Source organism: Flagellimonas sp. 2504JD4-2 (genome assembly GCF_053642935.1).
Map to the genome: position 1 here is coordinate 1 of NZ_JBSIOV010000003.1, position 18456 is coordinate 18456.

General features: G+C 39.0%; 16 protein-coding genes and 1 tRNA gene. 3 read left to right on the forward strand and 14 right to left on the reverse strand.

Going from position 1 to position 18456, the window contains the following annotated elements; all coding sequences use genetic code 11:
• Nucleotides 1-178 precede the first annotated feature (178 nt).
• The 7 genes from ACULLH_RS11230 to ACULLH_RS11260 all read right to left on the reverse strand — a co-directional run bounded on the left by ACULLH_RS11230 (nucleotide 179) and on the right by ACULLH_RS11260 (nucleotide 5851).
• Nucleotides 179-946 carry a hypothetical protein gene (locus ACULLH_RS11230; protein ID WP_454088836.1) on the reverse strand — a complete coding sequence of 256 codons (768 nt, stop codon included), beginning with the start codon at nucleotides 944-946 and terminating at the stop codon, nucleotides 179-181.
• A 201-nt stretch (nucleotides 947-1147) separates the two neighbouring features.
• Nucleotides 1148-2335: a DUF418 domain-containing protein gene (locus ACULLH_RS11235; RefSeq protein ID WP_454088837.1), complete on the reverse strand. Its 1188-nt coding sequence runs from the start codon at nucleotides 2333-2335 to the stop codon at nucleotides 1148-1150.
• A gap of 158 nt (nucleotides 2336-2493) precedes the next feature.
• A complete protein-coding gene (locus ACULLH_RS11240; protein ID WP_454088838.1) occupies nucleotides 2494-3123 on the reverse strand; it encodes a DUF6985 domain-containing protein in 630 nt (209 codons plus the stop codon).
• 71 nt (nucleotides 3124-3194) lie between these two features.
• Entirely contained in the window at nucleotides 3195-3725 is a 531-nt protein-coding gene (locus tag ACULLH_RS11245) for a hypothetical protein (RefSeq protein WP_454088839.1), read from the reverse strand.
• Between the two features lie 129 nt (nucleotides 3726-3854).
• The gene (locus ACULLH_RS11250) at nucleotides 3855-4313 is read right to left on the reverse strand and encodes an HAD family hydrolase (RefSeq protein WP_454088840.1); all 459 of its coding nucleotides are present in this window, start codon (nucleotides 4311-4313) and stop codon (nucleotides 3855-3857) included.
• 94 nt (nucleotides 4314-4407) lie between these two features.
• On the reverse strand, nucleotides 4408-5547 hold the full coding sequence (locus ACULLH_RS11255) for a tyrosine-type recombinase/integrase (protein ID WP_454088841.1): 1140 nt from the start codon (nucleotides 5545-5547) through the stop codon (nucleotides 4408-4410).
• A gap of 219 nt (nucleotides 5548-5766) precedes the next feature.
• A tRNA-Ser gene (locus ACULLH_RS11260) sits at nucleotides 5767-5851 on the reverse strand.
• A gap of 147 nt (nucleotides 5852-5998) precedes the next feature.
• Between ACULLH_RS11260 and ACULLH_RS11265 the strand changes: the two genes are divergently transcribed.
• Together ACULLH_RS11265 and ACULLH_RS11270 are read left to right on the forward strand one after the other, a co-directional pair.
• A complete protein-coding gene (locus tag ACULLH_RS11265; protein WP_454088842.1) occupies nucleotides 5999-6754 on the forward strand; it encodes a sulfite exporter TauE/SafE family protein in 756 nt (251 codons plus the stop codon).
• A 41-nt stretch (nucleotides 6755-6795) separates the two neighbouring features.
• Nucleotides 6796-7989 carry a DegT/DnrJ/EryC1/StrS family aminotransferase gene (locus tag ACULLH_RS11270; RefSeq protein ID WP_454088843.1) on the forward strand — a complete coding sequence of 398 codons (1194 nt, stop codon included), beginning with the start codon at nucleotides 6796-6798 and terminating at the stop codon, nucleotides 7987-7989.
• Here the strand turns inward: ACULLH_RS11270 and ribB are convergent.
• From ribB to ACULLH_RS11305, 7 genes are all read right to left on the reverse strand, one after another.
• On the reverse strand, nucleotides 7986-9128 hold the full coding sequence (gene ribB, locus ACULLH_RS11275; RefSeq protein WP_454088844.1) for a 3,4-dihydroxy-2-butanone-4-phosphate synthase: 1143 nt from the start codon (nucleotides 9126-9128) through the stop codon (nucleotides 7986-7988). The two genes, ACULLH_RS11270 and ribB, sit on opposite strands and share 4 nt — an antisense overlap.
• Complete coding sequence (locus ACULLH_RS11280) at nucleotides 9128-10636, reverse strand: LptF/LptG family permease (protein WP_454088845.1); 1509 nt, start codon at nucleotides 10634-10636, stop codon at nucleotides 9128-9130. The genes ribB and ACULLH_RS11280 overlap by 1 nt, the downstream gene beginning before the upstream one ends.
• Before the next feature lie 4 nt (nucleotides 10637-10640).
• Entirely contained in the window at nucleotides 10641-11291 is a 651-nt protein-coding gene (locus ACULLH_RS11285; RefSeq protein WP_454088846.1) for a LolA family protein, read from the reverse strand.
• Between the two features lies 1 nt (nucleotide 11292).
• Nucleotides 11293-13665: a DNA translocase FtsK gene (locus ACULLH_RS11290; RefSeq protein ID WP_454088847.1), complete on the reverse strand. Its 2373-nt coding sequence runs from the start codon at nucleotides 13663-13665 to the stop codon at nucleotides 11293-11295.
• A 63-nt stretch (nucleotides 13666-13728) separates the two neighbouring features.
• A complete protein-coding gene (locus tag ACULLH_RS11295; protein ID WP_454088848.1) occupies nucleotides 13729-14094 on the reverse strand; it encodes a diacylglycerol kinase in 366 nt (121 codons plus the stop codon).
• On the reverse strand, nucleotides 14087-14593 hold the full coding sequence (tpx, locus tag ACULLH_RS11300; RefSeq protein WP_454088849.1) for a thiol peroxidase: 507 nt from the start codon (nucleotides 14591-14593) through the stop codon (nucleotides 14087-14089). The genes ACULLH_RS11295 and tpx overlap by 8 nt, the downstream gene beginning before the upstream one ends.
• Before the next feature lie 138 nt (nucleotides 14594-14731).
• On the reverse strand, nucleotides 14732-15376 hold the full coding sequence (locus ACULLH_RS11305) for a redoxin domain-containing protein (protein ID WP_454088850.1): 645 nt from the start codon (nucleotides 15374-15376) through the stop codon (nucleotides 14732-14734).
• 554 nt (nucleotides 15377-15930) lie between these two features.
• On the opposite strand from ACULLH_RS11305, the gene ACULLH_RS11310 reads away from it, so the two are divergent.
• Nucleotides 15931-18450: a c-type cytochrome gene (locus ACULLH_RS11310; RefSeq protein ID WP_454088851.1), complete on the forward strand. Its 2520-nt coding sequence runs from the start codon at nucleotides 15931-15933 to the stop codon at nucleotides 18448-18450.
• Nucleotides 18451-18456 lie beyond the last annotated feature (6 nt).

Consider the following 18456-nt stretch of genomic DNA (forward strand, 5'->3'; position numbering starts at 1 on the left):
ATGCGATTTCCAAGAAGTAATTGTAAATTTCTTTTTCCCGAGTATTCAACTCATAAGTGGAGATTCTGAAAAAGTCTGATAAAAATCTCTTTATCATTTAATGTGAAAGAAATGTTTTACAACGTTTTGCAGCTAAGCCATCGTTTTAATGTGGCTTAGATGTTGTTGTGTGTAGTTTTTAATATTTTCCTAGGTCATCTTCTAAAAGGGAATACTCGTCCGAATTTAATGCTGTCAATATTGGGTTATATTTTTCCTTGTTTATGTGATTAGCCTTTGACCTAAGCTCTGTTAGTATACCTACAACTCTAGCTTTATCTTTTTGGTCGTCTTTTGTATAAAGGGAATGAGGGTTTAGAATCAAATATCCGTCATTATCTTTTCTGAGAATTTTTAAAATTTCCTCATTCCAAAAGGTTTTTACCTCGGAATAAACTTTGGCTAGGTTTCGGTTAAGTGAAGATGAAATGATTATCCTAGAGGATTTAGCTTGTTTTTCTTCAAGGGAATAAGCATTAATAAATGATGGACCTATTATTTCTTTATCATTCCAAAAAATGGGACCCCAATCTGCTGCCCCTCTTACCGTGAATCCGGCTTCAAGTGCATTTCTCCATATTACAGAGATAGTATCGAAAAACGAAATTGTGGCTAGAAATACATCTCCATATTTAGGTTCTTCATCAAATCCAAAGGACACGACTATACTATCAGAAATTGTTTGAACACGGCATGGATAAATCCGTTTTCCTTTAGTTTCTGAATCTGCTTCTTCTAATTCTCTATTGGAATGAAAGGGTAAATGTTCTTTTAATTCAAGAAGCTTATCCAAAGGGTTGTCTTCAATTTTCTCCCATTTTTCGATTATTTCTTTCGAAAATCCTAGAATATCAATGAAGGCAACAAGACCCTGTCCTTTATGTTTTTCAATGTTACCTAGTATCATTTTTTCTAATTACACTCAACGGCTCGAATATGCGTAGTGCGGGATTTCAAGACACTTTACTATCAAGCCGTTACGTTGTTTATTAAATGCTCTAAACTTCAAATTTACCAAATCGCCCCGCATTACGTATATTTATTGTTACCACACGTAATTGTTTTTTACTCATTAAAGCCACGTCTCCATAAATTATAATACAACAAGCTATTGTTTCCCAATCCAAGTTGCTTTGTGCCATAGTTTTTCTAATGGGCCTTGTTTATAACGTTTAATCCATATGTGATTAAGATACAATTGAAACATAAAAATGAATATTCCAATAAGTAAACTAGCAGTATAACCTAGGTATGGAGAGAGGTGCAATCCTATTGGGAAAAATATAAATGCACCAATTATTGATTGTGAAATGTAGTTTGTAAGACTCATTTTTCCATACACTTTTAGTTTAGAAACCCTTATTTTAAATGAACTATTGTAATATGCCGTTATAAATGAGGATACAATAACTAGTGTAAAAGCCAGTTTTTGCCACATATCCAGAGCGGCACCGATACTGTTTTTAATAATTGCACTATCTACATTATCATACCATTCTACTTTTAAAGGATACAATACGCCAAACATTAGTGACGAAACTATAAGTGTTTTTATCCAAAATCGAGTGTTTACTTGTGAATTAACAAACAAGTTTTTTCTACTTAGGAGAAGCCCAAGCAAGAATAACCCAATGGTTTGAACAAAGCGTCCGCCACCAACGGCCCATAATAAGCTGGCTTTTTGTCCAGTAGTAACATTTTCAACTAAAAAAGTTTTCCAATTACCGCTTTTAACACCTTCTTGTACAATCTTATATAAACCTCCAATATTTAAATCTGGCATTGTGTATGATTCATTAAAACGGCTGCTTATAAAGTGAAACAATTCAATAGGCTGTAAAAAGCAAATGGCAGTTATTATAAGTATTGCTTTGTTGCTCATTTTGCACACCAATACCAAAGCGAGTCCTGTAACTACAAATAGTAAAAGTACATCGCCTCCAGGAAAAAATGCGGCATTAATTGTTGCAAAAACACTCAAAAGCATGAGCCTCCAAATAAAACGCCCTCTGAAATCAAATCCTTTATTCTGTTGATTCATGAATTGAATGTAGAAGGTAAAGCCAAATAAAAGAGCAAAAATAGAATATCCTTTACCTGCAATAAGCGAAAAAATCACGTTAAACACTATAGAGTCAAGAGTAACCAACCAGTCTGGTTGTAGAATTTTATCAGGATAAACAGGGTAAATAAAATGCTCTAAACTGTGTATGATAACTATTGCCATAACAGCTAATCCGCGCAGAGCATCAACAACTTCAACTCTTGGGATTCTTGTAATTATTTTTTCTTTCATTCTTTATTTTTATGTGTGGTAACGGTCTCGGCTATGATTTCGTTGCGATTGGAACCCAATTTAGCAAAAAGAGCACAGCGCAGTGGAAATTCGTTAGAATTTCTTGAGTGTCCCTTACATGGCTAGCAATGAATTATAGCCATTGTTGTAAGCAGTTTTTATTTCCAAAATTCCCACCACTTTTTTTGGTGTTCCTTTATTATTTTATTCGTCTTTTCCCATTTCATTTGTTCGTATTCCGCTGTTCCATTATCGTGATAACAATTCCAATGGTTAAACGATTCCTCCGCAAGTCCGATATTCACAACTCTGTCTTTATGCATCATAACACCAACTCCGTGTTCATCGTCCCAAGAACAGCCTAATTCGAATCCAATGTACGCGTGATTATCTTTGTCGCTATCCATAACGTGAATAAAGGCAACTCCAAGATTGTCTTTATAGTCAGCCGTTGTGTTTATTTCAGGCATTAAATCCTCGTAAATATCTTTAGCATTTGGATAATCTGCCAAAAGTCCATTTAATAAAGAGTCACGAACTTTTTCAGAGTTTTCTTTTAAGAATTTAATCGCATTGAATTGAGATTGTGATAAGATGTGGACATAGTCAACCGATTCTCCAATTATGTGTGCTTTAATTGTACCGTCTGATTTCTTGTCAGAATCTTTTGAGCCATAAAATCCATTTCGACTTTCGAACCCTTTCCAAGCAGACAGATTAATCCAACCATCATAATCTTCTCCAATAATTATATTAGGTTGTATTTCTGTTATTTCTTGGTTTTCCATTTTGATTGGTCACATTGCTTACAACGGTATCGGCTATGACTTCGTAGCTTAGCTATGAGTTATAGCCATTGTTAGGCAACGTTTGTTATTATTTTTTCAATATCAGATTCTGATTTTATTTTTCTCCCACTCTCAGTGAACTCGTAAAGTAATGGTTCGTCAGATGTCCTTTTGATATATCCGTTTTCAACTAAGACATAAAAATATCTTCGAATTTCTTTTCTAGAATTCATAGTGGACTTCGCCACCTCTTGAATCGGAAACCACATATTTGCAATCGGTTCAGTACAATTAACTGATTTAAGCCATAATTCCTCTAAGAGTCTTTTCATTGTCTTTAATCTCAGCTTATCAGTTTCCAAGTCCTCAATTATCTCGTAAGTCTCAGTTAAGAATTTTTCATATGTTTCTTTTTTAACCCCAAAAAACCAACCTTTTTTCGGTTTTTTCATTATCCGATTGTAGAGAAGTCGAATTTTGAAATCATTTTCATAGTCAGGAAAACTATCCAAAATCTGATGTTTTGAAATCTGTCCACTAAAAAATTTCCGAGCTACATAAGCAGCGTATTGTCGGTCAGATTTTTTTTGGTTTTCAGTCATATTTCAAATGTTACCTAACGGTTTGTGTAAGGATAGTTGCGTGGTTAAGCAACTAACTTAATAAAAGTGGAATGAACCAGAGGAAAATCCTGCGGATTTTCCGAGTAGGCTAGAACCAAGCAATTATTTTTACACTTTGTTACCCAACGTTTTTATTTTACTTTTTATTTTTTCACTCCAATTTTTGTCAGTCGGTTCAACAATAATTGCTCTGAAATTAAATCTTTCACTTTCAATTCCAACACCTTTTAAGTCGTCAACATGTAAATCAAAATCAAATGCCGGTGGGAATTTCGACGAATTAATATTTCGAGACTTTAAAACTCTTTGGTTTTCCGTTTGATTTACAATTCGGTTGACTTTTATACCATAATAATTCAAAGTCCGTCTTATTTTTCCCTTTGTCCGAAATGATGTTGTATAGATATGAACTTTATGCCCTTGACGTTGTAAATCAGAAATCAATTCAGCTGTTCCTTTGCGCATTTCTTCAATTCCAAGCAGCTTTGCGATTCCGTTTCTTTTTTCGGTTTCGAATTCTTTTCCATTTGGAATTAACGTACTATCAAGGTCAAAACTGATGTTCATTTCAAATGTTGGGTAACTTGTTTATAGAAACGTAATATACATCTCTATACACCCAAATTAGGAATAAAACTGATGATTTGGGTTGTTTTCTATATCAAATCTCAAACTCATCAAATGGATTTTTTATTTTGTCTAAACTTGTTGTGCTAACATGAGTATATATCATGGTGGTTTTGGGACTGTTATGGCCAAGGAGCTCTTGTATATATCTTATATCTGTACCGTTCTCTAATAAATGTGTAGCATGACTATGACGTAAAGTATGCAAGGTAATTGACTTCTCAATTCCGGATAAATCTAAGGAGCGTTTTAAAATCTGACGTGCGCTAACAGCTGAATATTTTCCACCATTTTGGCCTTCAAAAACAAAATCATTGGGAGTATAGTGGACCATGTATTTATTTAGTAAATCAATCATCCGAATTGGAATCGGAACATACCTATCCTTCGAGCCTTTGGCAGATTTGACATGCATAAACCTTCTTTTGATGTCAATATCATTGATCTTGAGTTTTAATGCTTCCCCAATTCTAAGACCACAGGAATAAAGCAAGCTGATTAAGGTTTTGTGCTTTAGGTTGAATGTATTCTGAATTATTAACTTGATTTCTTCAACACTCAATATCTCGGGGAGCTTCTTAGATTTTTTAGGACGTTCCAAATTTTCAGGCAATAAATGTGTTTTCCCCTGCTGGCGGTAAAAAAGTTTAATGGCATTGATTGCTTGGTTTTGATAAGTATATGAATACCCATTGGCCAAAATATAATCATAATTAAATCTGATAATATCTTTTTCTGTTATTTCGGATTCAGTCTTTGGGAAATGAAACCGAAAGAATATAAGAAGCATCCCTTCATAAGTTCTAATTGTATTCTCACTATAGCGTTTTTGGCTCATCCAAGTTTTAAAGTAATCAATACTGAGTTTGACATTTTTGACGATACGGTGGCCAGCATCAACTTTTTTAATTTTTTCAGTATTTATGTTGGATGATTTTCTAGTAGTTAACGCAGAATAGTCAATATAATACTTTTCAGCTCTTAGATATTGGAACAAATCATTGGTTATTGCCTTGGAAAAAGGCAGGTAAAATGCCCCAAGAGATTTACTCCAAACAATACCATTAAACTTTTTTAAATATTCATGCAATTTCAAATTGCTTGGAAATTTCGCAAGCAGAACTTCCTGCCCTTCATAGTTGGATTTTGAGAATATGACAACCGGCTTTCCCATGAAAAGGTGTATTAAATCGTGACCAAAGAGGTTGACAAAAAAATGAGGTTGGGAAATAAATGAGTGAAAAGATAAAAATATTGGATCAGATCTGGAAAAGGAAGAGTGATTATGTTCCAAAATCCTTTATTGGCAATTTGTAAAGCCAAAACCTTAAAAAACAAAAAACCGCTAGAATAAATTCTGCGGTTTTCGTATCTCAAGCTTTGCACTTGATTGCGGAGGAAGAGGGATTCGAACCCCCGGAGGTGTGACCCTCAACAGTTTTCAAGACTGCCGCATTCGACCACTCTGCCATTCCTCCAATATTTGCGGGCTTGCCCGCCCTTTGTGGTTTTTTGCCCTCCTAAGGCGGGTGCAAATATACTAACCTTTTTTATTTCTAAAAAAGCCTCTCGACTTTATTTTTTTTAGGGCTTGGATTCCAATATTACCTGCTACTTTTGCGCCCATGGATCAATGGTACCATTACGTGCTTTTAGTAGTTGTGGGTTTCGCCGTGGGGGTAATCAACACCATTGCGGGCGGCGGTTCCCTGCTATCCTTACCCACTTTGATTTTCTTGGGATTGCCCTCAAATGTGGCCAATGGTACCAATAGGGTGGCCATTGTAATTCAGACCGCTATGGCCACCGCTGGATTCAAAAGTAAGGGGGTGTCCACGTATCCCTTCAATATGTATTTGGGTATTGCCGCTTTTTTGGGATCCTTGATTGGGGCTCGAATTGCTGTAGATGTCACCGGGGAGACCTTTAACCGGATTTTGGCCATGGTGATGCTCGCCGTAGTATTGATCATCATATTTAAACCCAAAATGAAGCTTCATGAAATGGAAGAACGGTTGACAGGAAAATACCTATGGGTAAGTTTGATCGCATTTTTCTTTTTTGGAATTTATGGTGGATTCATCAATGCAGGCCTCGGATTTTTAATGATGCTCTTTATGCACTTTGTAAACCGGATGAATCTGGTTCGGGTAAATGCCACCAAGGTGGTAGTTGTATTTATTTATATGCTAGCTGCTTTGGCCGTTTTTGCCTTCAACGATAAGGTCAATTGGAAATTGGGATTTATTTTGGCTATAGGCAATGGAACGGGTGCTTGGGTGGCCAGCCGTTTTTCGGTTAAAAAGGGAGACGGTTTTATCAAGACTTTTTTGGTGGTCATGGTGATTGCCATGGCGATTAAACTATGGTTTTTTACATAACAACGTGATAGCTCCGCATAGCGGAAATAAAAAGATAAAAAATGCCAGGATTTGAACTTTTTGGAGATCGGGAAAGAAATCAAGTGCAGGATGTACTGGATTCCGGAGTGTTGATGCGCTACGGTTTCGATGGTATGCGCAATGGTAATTGGAAAGCCAAAGCATTGGAAACCGCCCTTTCCCAAAAGATGAAGGCCAAACATACCCATGTGGTAAGCAGCGGAACCGCCGCTTTGACCATAGCATTGGCAAGTGCTGGAATCGGCGCTGGGGACGAAATAATTATGCCCACTTTTACCTTCGTGGCGAGCTTTGAGTCCATTTTGGCCTTAGGTGCTGTGCCTGTTTTGGTTGATGTGGATGATACCCTTACGTTGGATTCCAAAGCCGTGGAAGCCGCAATTACCAAGAAGACAAAGGTCGTTATGCCCGTGCATATGTGTGGCTCAATGGCTGATTTAGGCGCTTTGCAATCCATTTGCGGGAAGCACAACCTGTTGTTGTTGGAAGATGCCTGTCAGGCCATTGGGGGCAGCTACAAAGGAAAACCCTTGGGAAGTATAGGCGACTTGGGTTGCTTTTCTTTTGATTATGTAAAAACGATTACCTGTGGTGAAGGGGGAGCCGTGATTACCAACAATGAAACTTTCTACGAAAATGCCCATAAATATTCCGACCATGGCCATGATCATATTGGAAATGATAGGGGAGCGGAGCAACATCCTTTTTTAGGGTATAATTTTCGCATTTCTGAATTGAATGCAGCAGTTGGGTTGGCCCAAATTGGGCGTTTGGACGAATTTATTGGCATCCAGAAAAGAAACTATGGCATTTTGAGGGATGCTTTATCGCAAATTCCAGAGGTAACCTTTAGAAGCGTTCCTGAAGGGGGAGAGGAGAACTATTCCTTTTTGAACTTTTTCCTTCCCTCCAATGAGATTGCCAAAAATGCCCAACAAAATCTTGGTAAAGTAGGTGTGGATGGATGTTTTTACTGGTATGACAACAACTGGCACTACTATCGGAAATGGGAACACCTAACCGAATTAAAATCTCTGGGCAAGCTACCAAAGGATGTCATGGAAGCGCTTCCAGATTATTCCAAATCGGATTTTTCCGCTTCTGACCATTGGGTAGGTAGAAACATTTCTTGCTTAATTAAATTGGGTTGGACGCAAGATGAAGTCGATCAACGGGCTCAAAAAATGGTAGAGGCGATTCAGCAATCGCTTTAGTAGGGTACGTACTCCACAATCTCCAAGCCGTATCCGACCATACCGACACGACGAGTTTGACCGGAATTGGTCAGCAATCGTATTTTGGAAATATCAAGGTCATGCAGAATCTGTGCCCCGATACCAAAGTCCTTGGTGTCCATATCAATTTTTGGAGCTTTCATAATCCCTTGGGCTTGTAGTTTTTTCAGTTCTGCCAAGCGCCCCAATAGATTCATATGCTGATTGCCTTGGTTGATAAAGATCATGGCACCTTTTTCCTCAGCGTTTAGGGCATCAAACATTCGTTGCAACGTCTCATCAGGGTTATTGGTCAAAGTGCCCAACATATCATTATTGACCAAGGTCGAATTAATACGGGTAAGAACAGGTTCGCCAACTTTCCAAGTACCTTTGGTCAAGGCGATATGGACCTGATCATTGGTTGTCTGTTTGTAAGCACGCAAACGGAAATCCCCAAAGCGGGTTTTAATGTCAAAGGCTTCCTTGCGTTCGATAAGGCTGTCATGCTCCATGCGGTAAGCAATCAAATCCTCTATGGAAACTATCTTCAGATCAAACTTTTTGGCCACTTCCATAAGTTGCGGCAAGCGCGCCATGGTTCCGTCCTCGTTCATAATCTCCACAATCACTCCGGCAGGTTTTAAATCCGCCAATCGCGCAAAATCAATAGCAGCTTCCGTATGGCCAGTCCGCCTTAATACACCACCTTCTTTGGCAATCAAGGGAAAAATATGCCCTGGTCGTGCCAAGTCGTGCGGTTTTGTATTGGGTTCCGTTAAGGCAATGACGGTTTTGGCCCGATCTGCAGCGGAAATACCGGTCGTCACCCCATTTCCTCGTAAATCCACAGAAACGGTGAAAGCAGTCTCCAAGGGATCGGAATTATGCGATACCATCTTATGCAGTCCCAAATCCTCACAACGGCCTTCGGTCAGTGGGGCACAGATAAGCCCACGACCATGTTTGGCCATAAAGTTGATGGTCTCGGGAGTAATCAGCTCGGCAGCGGCCACAAAATCTCCTTCATTTTCACGGTTTTCATCATCCACTACAATGATGACCTTTCCTTGCCTGATGTCTTCAATGGCATCCTCAATGGCGTCGAGTGTTATTTTTTCTTCTTTAGCAGTCGTCATTAACTTTCAGAATCGGTTTCTTTCTTTTTAAAGATGTTTTTAATGGCGTCAAATATATGCCCAAAACCTAAAAGACCTTTATCCGCAGTGGCCCTTCGCGTTAAGGAAATTCCCAGCGGTAACATGATCATTGTGGGCAACCATGCTCCCAATATCTCATTGATATTTCCTTCCTTGGCATAATTGGTGGCAAAAACACCGATAAAATAATAGGCCAAAAATAAGATAATGGCAACAACCATGGGCAGGCCAAGTCCACCTTTTCTGATAATGGCACCTAATGGAGCTCCAACAAAAAATAGGATAATACAAGAAAATGCCAGGGCATATTTTTTGTGTAGCGATAATATATGGCTCCGATAGAATTTGAACCGTTTTTGTAGCTCATCTTTTTTGGCAACCACGCTATTCTTAATGGCAGAGACAGAGTTGTGGGCACCTTTGATTACTTGGGTCCGCTGCCACTCCGGAAGGCTTTGCAATAGGTCTTCCACCGTTTTTATACTATCAACTTTCTTTATTGTATTGGCCAAGTTTCTGTTTTGCGCCGGAATCCGGGCAGCTTTGTCCTCTAGACTATCCTTTTTGGCGACGATAGGAAAGGCTCCCATTCGACCCGTGATATTTTTGGAAAAGGCTTGAACCTTTTCAACGTTATTTTTTCCTAGTGAATCAATATCCTTGATCAAGCGACCCACATTTTTCATTTTGTCGGTGGTAATATTTCCATCCTCTTCCAAGTCTTGATTGTTCAGCTCTGAAATATCAATATTGATGGTGTAGGTCTCAAATTTAGATTTTGCAAACGGGTGCTTCCTCTTTTCTTTAGAACTTTTAGGTTTCAATTCCTCGTAATAGTTGCCATCTTTCAACACCAATTGAATAATATCGGAATCCTCACTACTAATAAGTTCACCGGTTTTAGCCTTGATTACTGTGTTGTTGACACTTTGCTTGGTCTTTTTATGGATGATTACATTGTCCAAAAAGCGATCTTGCTCGCCATATTTTTTATCCACCTTAATGTTCATTCCTTCACCGGTCCCTTCAAAATCACTGAACACCCCTTCGGTGATTGCCGCTGCGGGCTTTACTTTGGCAATGTTTCGACGAAGGTTGAACATTTTTTGTTCCGATTTCGGTATCACATTATTGGCAAAGAAAAAAGTTACCCCTCCCAAAAAAATGACATAGACAATCAAACTTCGCATACCTCTTTGTAGCGATATACCCGAGGCCTTCATGGCGGCAAACTCATAGTTCTCGGCAAACGTACCAAAGGTAAGTATGGAGGACAAGAGCACCGTTAAGGGTAACACCTTGTCCACCAGGGTAGGAATAAAGTAAAAAATGAATTTTGCTATGATGACAATACCCAGACCTTTCCCGGCCAAATCATCGATAAAGAGCCAAATTCCCTGAAATATGAATATCACGATCAGGATGAAAAAGGCGCTGAAGAAGTTGTACAGAAATCGGGATAATATATACCGGTCTAGTATTTTCAATGCATTAGTTTCTTATGATGTAGTACCCTTTGTCCTCGTATTTTTTCTCGCTAAAGGTAAAAAGTGTACTTGAGAGGGGCTGATTGGTTTTAAAAGAATTAACAGTTAGCGTGGTTTTTGTACCATTATTTCCTGTTTGAATCAATTTATAGATGTGTTTGGTCTGCGTATCTACACCCAACAAAATGGATGTGATCTCTGCATTGGAATCAATAGGAGTCAATTTTACATATTGAATTTTTCGTCCTCCCACATTTTGAAGGATATCCCACTTGTAATTATGCCCAGTCCTATAAAACGTCAGCATTTTTGATGGAGTAACGGTATTGTCATCTTCCGTAACATCTTCAATGGTCACTTCCTCATTCTCAGGAACAATGGTGTATACTTTTCTACCATCGTTCAATTGTTGGGCTCCCAAATAGTCAAGCAGATATTTATCCCCGCTTAAAGTGACATTTCCATTGGTCTCTTGCTTGATATTGGCTTCGGTATTTTCCAAAGTGGACTGAAAGTTGATATAAATGTTGTCGTAGCTCGTAGCTTTCGAATAAACTTCATCCAATAGTGCTTTTGCTTTGGAAGAGTTTTGCGCATATGAAAAAATGCCAATGGTAAAAAGTCCGATGAAGAGTATATATTTTTTTGGTATCATTCTATTTTGTTTCGTTTTGTAAAAGTTGTTCTAAGGCTAAAATATCCGGGACCAATACTTGGCGGGCCTTACTGCCCTCAAAAGGACCGACAATTCCGGCGGCCTCCAATTGATCGATAATTCTTCCCGCTCTATTATATCCCAATTTTAATTTTCTTTGGATCAAAGAAGCCGAACCTTGTTGGGCTGTAACAATTACCTCGGCCGCTTCGCGGAACATACTATCCCTGTCCGCAATGTCATAATCAAGACCCGTGCCAGATTCTTCACCTACATATTCTGGCAGTAGGTGGGCGTCGGGATAGGCGCGTTGCGAGCCTATATATTCCGTTATTTTACCAACTTCTGGGGTATCCACAAAAGCGCACTGCAAGCGGGTGACATCATTTCCTTGGGTGAACAGCATATCCCCACGACCAATCAACTGATCAGCTCCCTGGGCATCTAAAATGGTCCTTGAATCTATCTTGGAAGTTACCCTAAATGCAATTCTTGCTGGGAAGTTAGCTTTTATGATTCCCGTGATCACATTGACCGATGGTCTTTGTGTAGCGATAATCAAGTGAATTCCAATCGCCCTGGCCAATTGTGCCAACCTTGCAATTGGGGTCTCAACCTCCTTGCCAGCTGTCATGATCAAATCGGCAAACTCATCGATGACCAAAACAATGTAAGGTAGAAACTTATGTCCGTCGTTAGGATTTAGTTTTCTTGCCTTGAACTTAACATTGTATTCCTTGATATTCCGAACCATGGCCAATTTCAACAATTCGTAGCGATTGTCCATTTCTATACACAGTGAGTTCAGGGTATGGATTACCTTGGTGTTGTCCGTGATAATGGCATCTTCGGAATCCGGAAGTTTGGCCAAAAAGTGCCGTTCAATTTTGTTATAGAGGGTCAGTTCCACCTTTTTGGGATCTACCAGTATAAACTTGACTTCTGCTGGATGTTTTTTGTAGAGGAGGGAGGTAAGTACGGCATTCAATCCCACAGATTTTCCCTGACCTGTAGCACCGGCCATAAGCATGTGTGGCATTTTGGCAAGATCTACAACAAAAGTTTCATTGCTGATCGTCTTTCCGAAGGCTATGGGAAGTTCCATCTCCGCCTTTTGAAATTTGTTGGAAGCGATGACGGAACGCATGGAAACTATGGTGGCATTTTTATTTGGGACTTCAATACCAATAGTTCCCTTGCCGGGAATGGGGGCAATTATTCTGATGCCCAACGCAGCCAACGAAAGTGCAATGTCGTCCTCCAGATTTTTGATCTTGGAGATTCGAATACCTGCTTCTGGAACAATTTCGTACAAGGTGACTGTTGGCCCAATGGTTGCTTTGATTTGGGCAATACCAATTTTGTAATTTTTAAGGGTGCTTACAATTTTGTTCTTGTTTTCCTCCAGCTCTTCTTGGTTGATGGTAATCCCTCCGGTAGCTCCGTGTTGGTCCAAAAGGTCCAATGGAGGGAATTTATAGTTCCCCAGTTCCAATTTTGGGTCAAACTCACCAAAATCCTTGACCAGCTTGGCGGCCTTTACATCCTTTTCTTCTTTCTCCTCAGTTATCTTTTCGACTTTCAAGTCGATATCCGACTCTTCTTCTTGCGGTAAATTGACATCCAAGCCTGCTTCATTTTGCAATGGGGGAATATCATTCTTGTGTGTGTAGGTATCAACAGTTATTGGGGTTTCATCTTCCGTGCTAAGTTCTATGCTTACATCCTCAGTTGCCACTTGTACAGCGGGTTTCTTTTTTCCAAGATCGGCCGCGAGCTGTTTTTTCTGGGAACGGAAAAAGTTGGCGATCCCTTCGGGCGTAAAATTGAAAAGTCGAACCAGAATGACCATCAGCACAAAAACGAGTAAAAGAAACACTCCAATTTTCCCCGCGTAATCCTGCAGAAAATCATTCATTTCAAAACCAATCAACCCACCCAAAAGCGGTTGTTCAATAGCGAAAAAACCTAGGGCTATTGAGGTCCAAATGATTCCTGTCAATCCCCATATCCATTTGCTGATAAGCCCTTTGGTAGGAAGTCCCAAAAAAAGATACAAACCGGTTATCGCCAATAGTAGGGGAAAGGCAAACGAAGCCAAGCCGAAGCCCTTGTACATAAAAAAGTGGCTCACACTTGCTCCAAATTTGTTCAGCAAATTACTGGCTTGGGCATTTCTATCCTTAAATTCTGAAAGAATGCTCTGATCTTCCTGCCAGGTAAAATAATAGGACATGAAAGAGAAAAACAATGCAATACTGAGGACAATCAACAGACTACCAAGAATAATTCTGTTTTGTTTTGAGAATCGAAACGAAAAACCCTTTTTTTTGGCGGTCGTAGGTTTTTTGGATTTAGTCCTTTTTTTTGCCATTCAAGTTCTAATATGGGGGCTAATTTACAAATTTACGATGCTTGGGACGCCCCTGGATGTTACTTATGTAAATTTTGGGATATAAATGATAAGCCCCACAATGCTTGCGATTATGGACACAATCATAACGGCACCGGCCGAAACATCTTTGATAAAACCTATTTTGGGGTCATTTTCCGGTTGGATATAATCCGCAATTTTCTCCACGGCGGTATTGAGTCCTTCAATACCCATGACCATACCGATGGCCAATAACTGAACGATCCATTCCGTTTGTGAAATCTCAAAATAGAAGCCTGCGCCGGTCATTATCAATGCAATTACAAATTGGATCTTAATGCTGGCTTCGGTACGCAATAAAAGGAACAGTCCTTTAAATGCGTAACCTATACTACGTATTCTATTTATTAGAAAAGATTCTTTAGGCATCCATTAATGCTTCCAGAGCAGCTTTATAATTGGGTTCATCACCTGTTTCCGGTACCTGTTCGGTGTGGATGACATTTCCATCTGCGTTGATGACCACTACAGATCGGGAAAGTAAGGATTCAAAAGCGCTATCTGCGAAAGTGAGGCCATAGGCCTTTCCAAACTCGCCTGTCTTGTAATCGGAAAGCATGTCAACATTTTCGATGCCTTCGGCTCCACAAAAACGTTTTTGTGCAAAGGGAAGGTCTTTGGAAATACATAGGACTTTTGTGCCTTCGAGCTCGGCAGCTTCCTGATTGAACTGTCTGACCGACTGCGCACAGGTACCCGTGTCAACACTTGGAAATATATTTAGGACCAATTTGCTTCCTGCGTAATCGGATAATGAAACTTCGGAAAGGTCAGATTTTGTTAAGGTAAAGCTAGGAGCCGTTGTTCCTATAGCGGGCAATTCGCCTATTGTATTTGCTGGGCTGCCACCCAATTTGATTGATGCCATAGTCTTAGTTTTTAAGAAGCTGAAATTACTAAATATTCCAGACGTAGCGCGTATAGAAAAGAAAACCCATTTGATTTTTTTCAAATGGGTCTAATCTACTTTAAAAAACAGTTTGTTTTCGCTGTATATCGCTATAACCTAGTTGGCGTGTTTTGACAAGTATTCGGCAACACCGCTTCGGTCTGCATGCATTGCTTCTTTGCCAGTCTGCCAGTTGGCTGGACAAACCTCACCTTTTTCTTGTACGTGGGTGTAGGCATCAATAAGTCGCAAGAACTCATCAATGTTCCTCCCAAGGGGCATATGGTTTACACTTTCGTGGAATATGGTCCCTTCTTCATCAATGAGATAGGTTGCCCTATAGGTTACATTGTCTCCTTCAACAGTGAAAACCTTGGTCTCCTCATCGTATTTTTCGTTGGTAATATCCAAAATACCCAGGATGGAGGCCAAGTTTCTGTTACTGTCTGCCAAAAGGGGATAGGTAATGCCTTCGATTCCGCCATTTCTCTTTTCTGTACCCAACCATGCAAAGTGTACTTCGGCAGTATCACAAGAAGCACCAATTACAATGGTGTTCCTTTTTTCGAACTCTTCCAAAGCACTTTGGAACGCATGCAATTCTGTTGGACAAACGAAAGTGAAATCCTTTGGGTACCAGAACAGTACTATTTTTTTGTTTGATTCTTGGGCCTTTTTCAGGATGTTCAATTTGAAAGTAAGACCGGATTTGTCAATGGCATTGACCTCTAGGTTTGGAAATTTTTTACCAACTAATGTCATAATTTATCTACTTTTTTGGGACGACAAATTTAGACTTTGCACATTAAAACTTGTCCATTTATGAATCTTAATTTGCTGACAAAAACACGTATTTCCATTTGCTTAAAAAAGGAGGAAAATTATTGAACGAATCAAAAGAATAAGGCAAATAGAAATATGAACTGATAATGTATCAATGCTATTTCTGATTATTTTTTAAGCGTATTAACGTTTAAAGAAAGCATATGCTAAACCGGAGGCTCACTTCGCCAATGTTATATGTTCCAAAAAATCGATTTTAGATCTAGTTTGTCGATACCCCATTATTTTCTTGTAATTTGATTCAAACTTGTACTTAAAGTAAAGCGAGGATGTTTCAATTTACTGCATAGCACAGTTTGCACAACAGCTTAAACACTGAAAAAACAAATCGTCACATGCATAATCATCAAAAAAGGACTAACGGTCAAAGTCTTATTCTAAAATTATTTAAGGTTTCCATACTTAGCTTGGTTTTAGGTTGTACCGTTTCCTGTAAAGAAGAGTTCTCTGGACCTATCACAGAACAAATCACAATGAATGATATAACTATTCCCGATGGTTTTAAAATCGAGAAATTATATAGTCCAGGGATGCATGAGCAAGGATCTTGGGTGAGCATAACCAAAGACGATCAGGGACGTTTGTACGCTTCAGACCAATTTGGAACTATTTATAGCGTAACCTTACCTGATGCAGAAAACAAATTAGATAGCGTTGCAGTTAAGACGATTGATGTTAAACTAGGTATGGCGCAAGGTTTACTTTGGCATAAGAATACATTATTCGCCTTGGTAAACGCAAGCAGTGAGAACGACTTAAACATACAAAGTGGTTTTTACAAAATTAACGATGCAAATAATGACGATGAATTCGACACAGTTACCCCATTAAGATTATTCAATGGTTGGGGAGAACATGGTCCACATAACATAACGTTGGCACCGGACGGACAGTCACTATTTATGGTTTTAGGAAACCATACCGATATTCCCGAAGATATTGAAAGTGTTGTACCTACGAACTGGGGAGAAGATAATTTATTGCCAGTTATCAAAGACCCCAGTGGTCACGCCAATAATATAAAAGCTCCTGGTGGTTGGGTGGTCAAAACTGATTTTGAAGGTAAGGATTGGACACTTTTAAATGTAGGACTAAGAAATACTTACGATATCGCTTTTAATACCGATGGAGAACTGTTTGGGTTTGATTCTGATATGGAATATGATATGGGAATGCCATGGTATAGGCCTATTCGATTGTGCCATTTAACCAGCGGGGGAGATTTTGGTTGGCGTACAGGAACAGGTAAGTTTGATGCCGACTTTCCTGATAATTTGCCTGGTGTCGCAAATTTAGGACAAGGATCTCCAACAGGACTTTTAGAAGGCGAAGGGTTGAAATTTCCGGCATATTATCAGAATGGATTTTACCTTTTTGATTGGAGTTATGGCACGATGTATTTTGCAAGTTTGACACCCAAGGGAAGTAGTTATACGGCTGAGGTTACTGAGTTTATTTCAGGTGTGCCCTTACCGTTGACCAATGGAATCGTGGGAAATGATGGAGCCATGTATTTCTTGACAGGAGGAAGGCGTTTGGAGTCCGCTTTATATAAACTGACCTATACCGGAAAGTTGGATAATGAAGTTAAGAAGCCGACTCAAAACGAATTAGGGAAAAGCGAAAGAAATCTTAGAAAAAAAATTGAGAGCTATCAAACCTTAAAAAATCCGAATCAAATAGACTTCCTTGTTGAAAATTTAGATCATGAGGATAGATATATTAGATTTTCATCTCGGGTAGCATTGGAAAATCAGGACGTTGCTATTTGGAAACATAAAATAACCAAAGAAGAAAGTGTTTTAAGAAAAATTGCCCTCGCGATTGCCATAGCTCATCAAGGTGAAGACAGCGATAGAGTAGTGGCATTACAAGCTTTAATGGAATTGGATTGGACCGTTTTGACTTCATTGGAAAAGATAGACTTTTTAAGAGCCGTGGAATTATTGATGATCCGAAGCGATCAAAACACTGATGAATCTTTCAAAAGTGTTATTGCTACTAAATTATTGCCGTTTCACTTAAAGGAATCAGACTATCTTAATAAGGAAATAACCAAATTATTAAGTTATCTGGATGCAGCTGAAATTTTGGAGCCTACCATTTATAAAATGGAGAATGACACCATTACGTCCAATCTAAAATCAATTTACTTATCAGGCGATATTACCAAAAGAAGTGATCAGTATGGGAAAGATGTGGAAAATATGCTCAAAAATATGCCCAATCAGCAAAATATCAGTTATGCCAAAAGCCTAAGCGAAGTAAAATCTGGTTGGACAAAAGCACTGCGTGAACGTTATTTCAGATGGTATAACAGGGCGTTAAAAAAGTCTGGAGGAAAACAGTATGCTAATTTTATTAAGGCCATTCAACGTAAAGCCTTGGAAAATGTTCCTGATGAGGAAAGAGCGTATTTTGAGTCCTTGGCAAGTGAATCCATGGTTCAACAAGCGGATTTGATGAAAGATGTGAGTATGCCAGTTGGTCCAGGAAACAACTATACGGTTGCTATGGTGGAAAAAGCATTTGCCGAAAATAAAAAGGACGCAAACTTTGCCAAGGGAGAAAACTTTTTTAGAGCATCATTGTGCGTTTCATGCCATAGTGTAAAAGGCGTTGGAGGTAATTCAGGGCCAGAGTTGACACAAATAGCAACGCGTTTTTCAATTAAAGACATAGCCGAAGCTATTGTTAACCCTTCGACAACGGTTTCGGACAGATACCGAAACACCGTTTATCATTTAAACAATGGCACTACCGTTAGCGGAAGAGTAGTGGAAGAAACGGACGACGATATCATAGTAAGCGTAAATGCCTTCTCTCCTGATATTACAAGAAAAATTAAAAGAACCGATATAGTTAAAGTTGAAGAATCTTCACAATCTACGATGCCAGCAGGTTTAATAAATCGTTTAAACGAGAAAGAACTAAGTGATTTAATGGCGTTCCTTGTCGCTGGTGGAGACGAGAACAATAAAATGTACGACTAGTTTTCT

Bases quoted from the DNA above. Each gene is read 5' to 3' on its own strand.
- ACULLH_RS11230 (WP_454088836.1), bottom strand. From the start codon at position 946: ATGATACTAGGTAACATTGAAAAACATAAAGGACAGGGTCTTGTTGCC.
- ACULLH_RS11235 (WP_454088837.1), bottom strand. From the start codon at position 2,335: ATGAAAGAAAAAATAATTACAAGAATCCCAAGAGTTGAAGTTGTTGAT.
- ACULLH_RS11240 (WP_454088838.1), bottom strand. From the start codon at position 3,123: ATGGAAAACCAAGAAATAACAGAAATACAACCTAATATAATTATTGGA.
- ACULLH_RS11245 (WP_454088839.1), bottom strand. From the start codon at position 3,725: ATGACTGAAAACCAAAAAAAATCTGACCGACAATACGCTGCTTATGTA.
- ACULLH_RS11250 (WP_454088840.1), bottom strand. From the start codon at position 4,313: ATGAACATCAGTTTTGACCTTGATAGTACGTTAATTCCAAATGGAAAA.
- ACULLH_RS11255 (WP_454088841.1), bottom strand. From the start codon at position 5,547: ATGGGAAAGCCGGTTGTCATATTCTCAAAATCCAACTATGAAGGGCAG.
- ACULLH_RS11265 (WP_454088842.1), top strand. From the start codon at position 5,999: ATGGATCAATGGTACCATTACGTGCTTTTAGTAGTTGTGGGTTTCGCC.
- ACULLH_RS11270 (WP_454088843.1), top strand. From the start codon at position 6,796: ATGCCAGGATTTGAACTTTTTGGAGATCGGGAAAGAAATCAAGTGCAG.
- ribB (WP_454088844.1), bottom strand. From the start codon at position 9,128: ATGACGACTGCTAAAGAAGAAAAAATAACACTCGACGCCATTGAGGAT.
- ACULLH_RS11285 (WP_454088846.1), bottom strand. From the start codon at position 11,291: ATGATACCAAAAAAATATATACTCTTCATCGGACTTTTTACCATTGGC.
- ACULLH_RS11290 (WP_454088847.1), bottom strand. From the start codon at position 13,665: ATGGCAAAAAAAAGGACTAAATCCAAAAAACCTACGACCGCCAAAAAA.
- ACULLH_RS11295 (WP_454088848.1), bottom strand. From the start codon at position 14,094: ATGCCTAAAGAATCTTTTCTAATAAATAGAATACGTAGTATAGGTTAC.
- tpx (WP_454088849.1), bottom strand. From the start codon at position 14,593: ATGGCATCAATCAAATTGGGTGGCAGCCCAGCAAATACAATAGGCGAA.
- ACULLH_RS11305 (WP_454088850.1), bottom strand. From the start codon at position 15,376: ATGACATTAGTTGGTAAAAAATTTCCAAACCTAGAGGTCAATGCCATT.
- ACULLH_RS11310 (WP_454088851.1), top strand. From the start codon at position 15,931: ATGAATGATATAACTATTCCCGATGGTTTTAAAATCGAGAAATTATAT.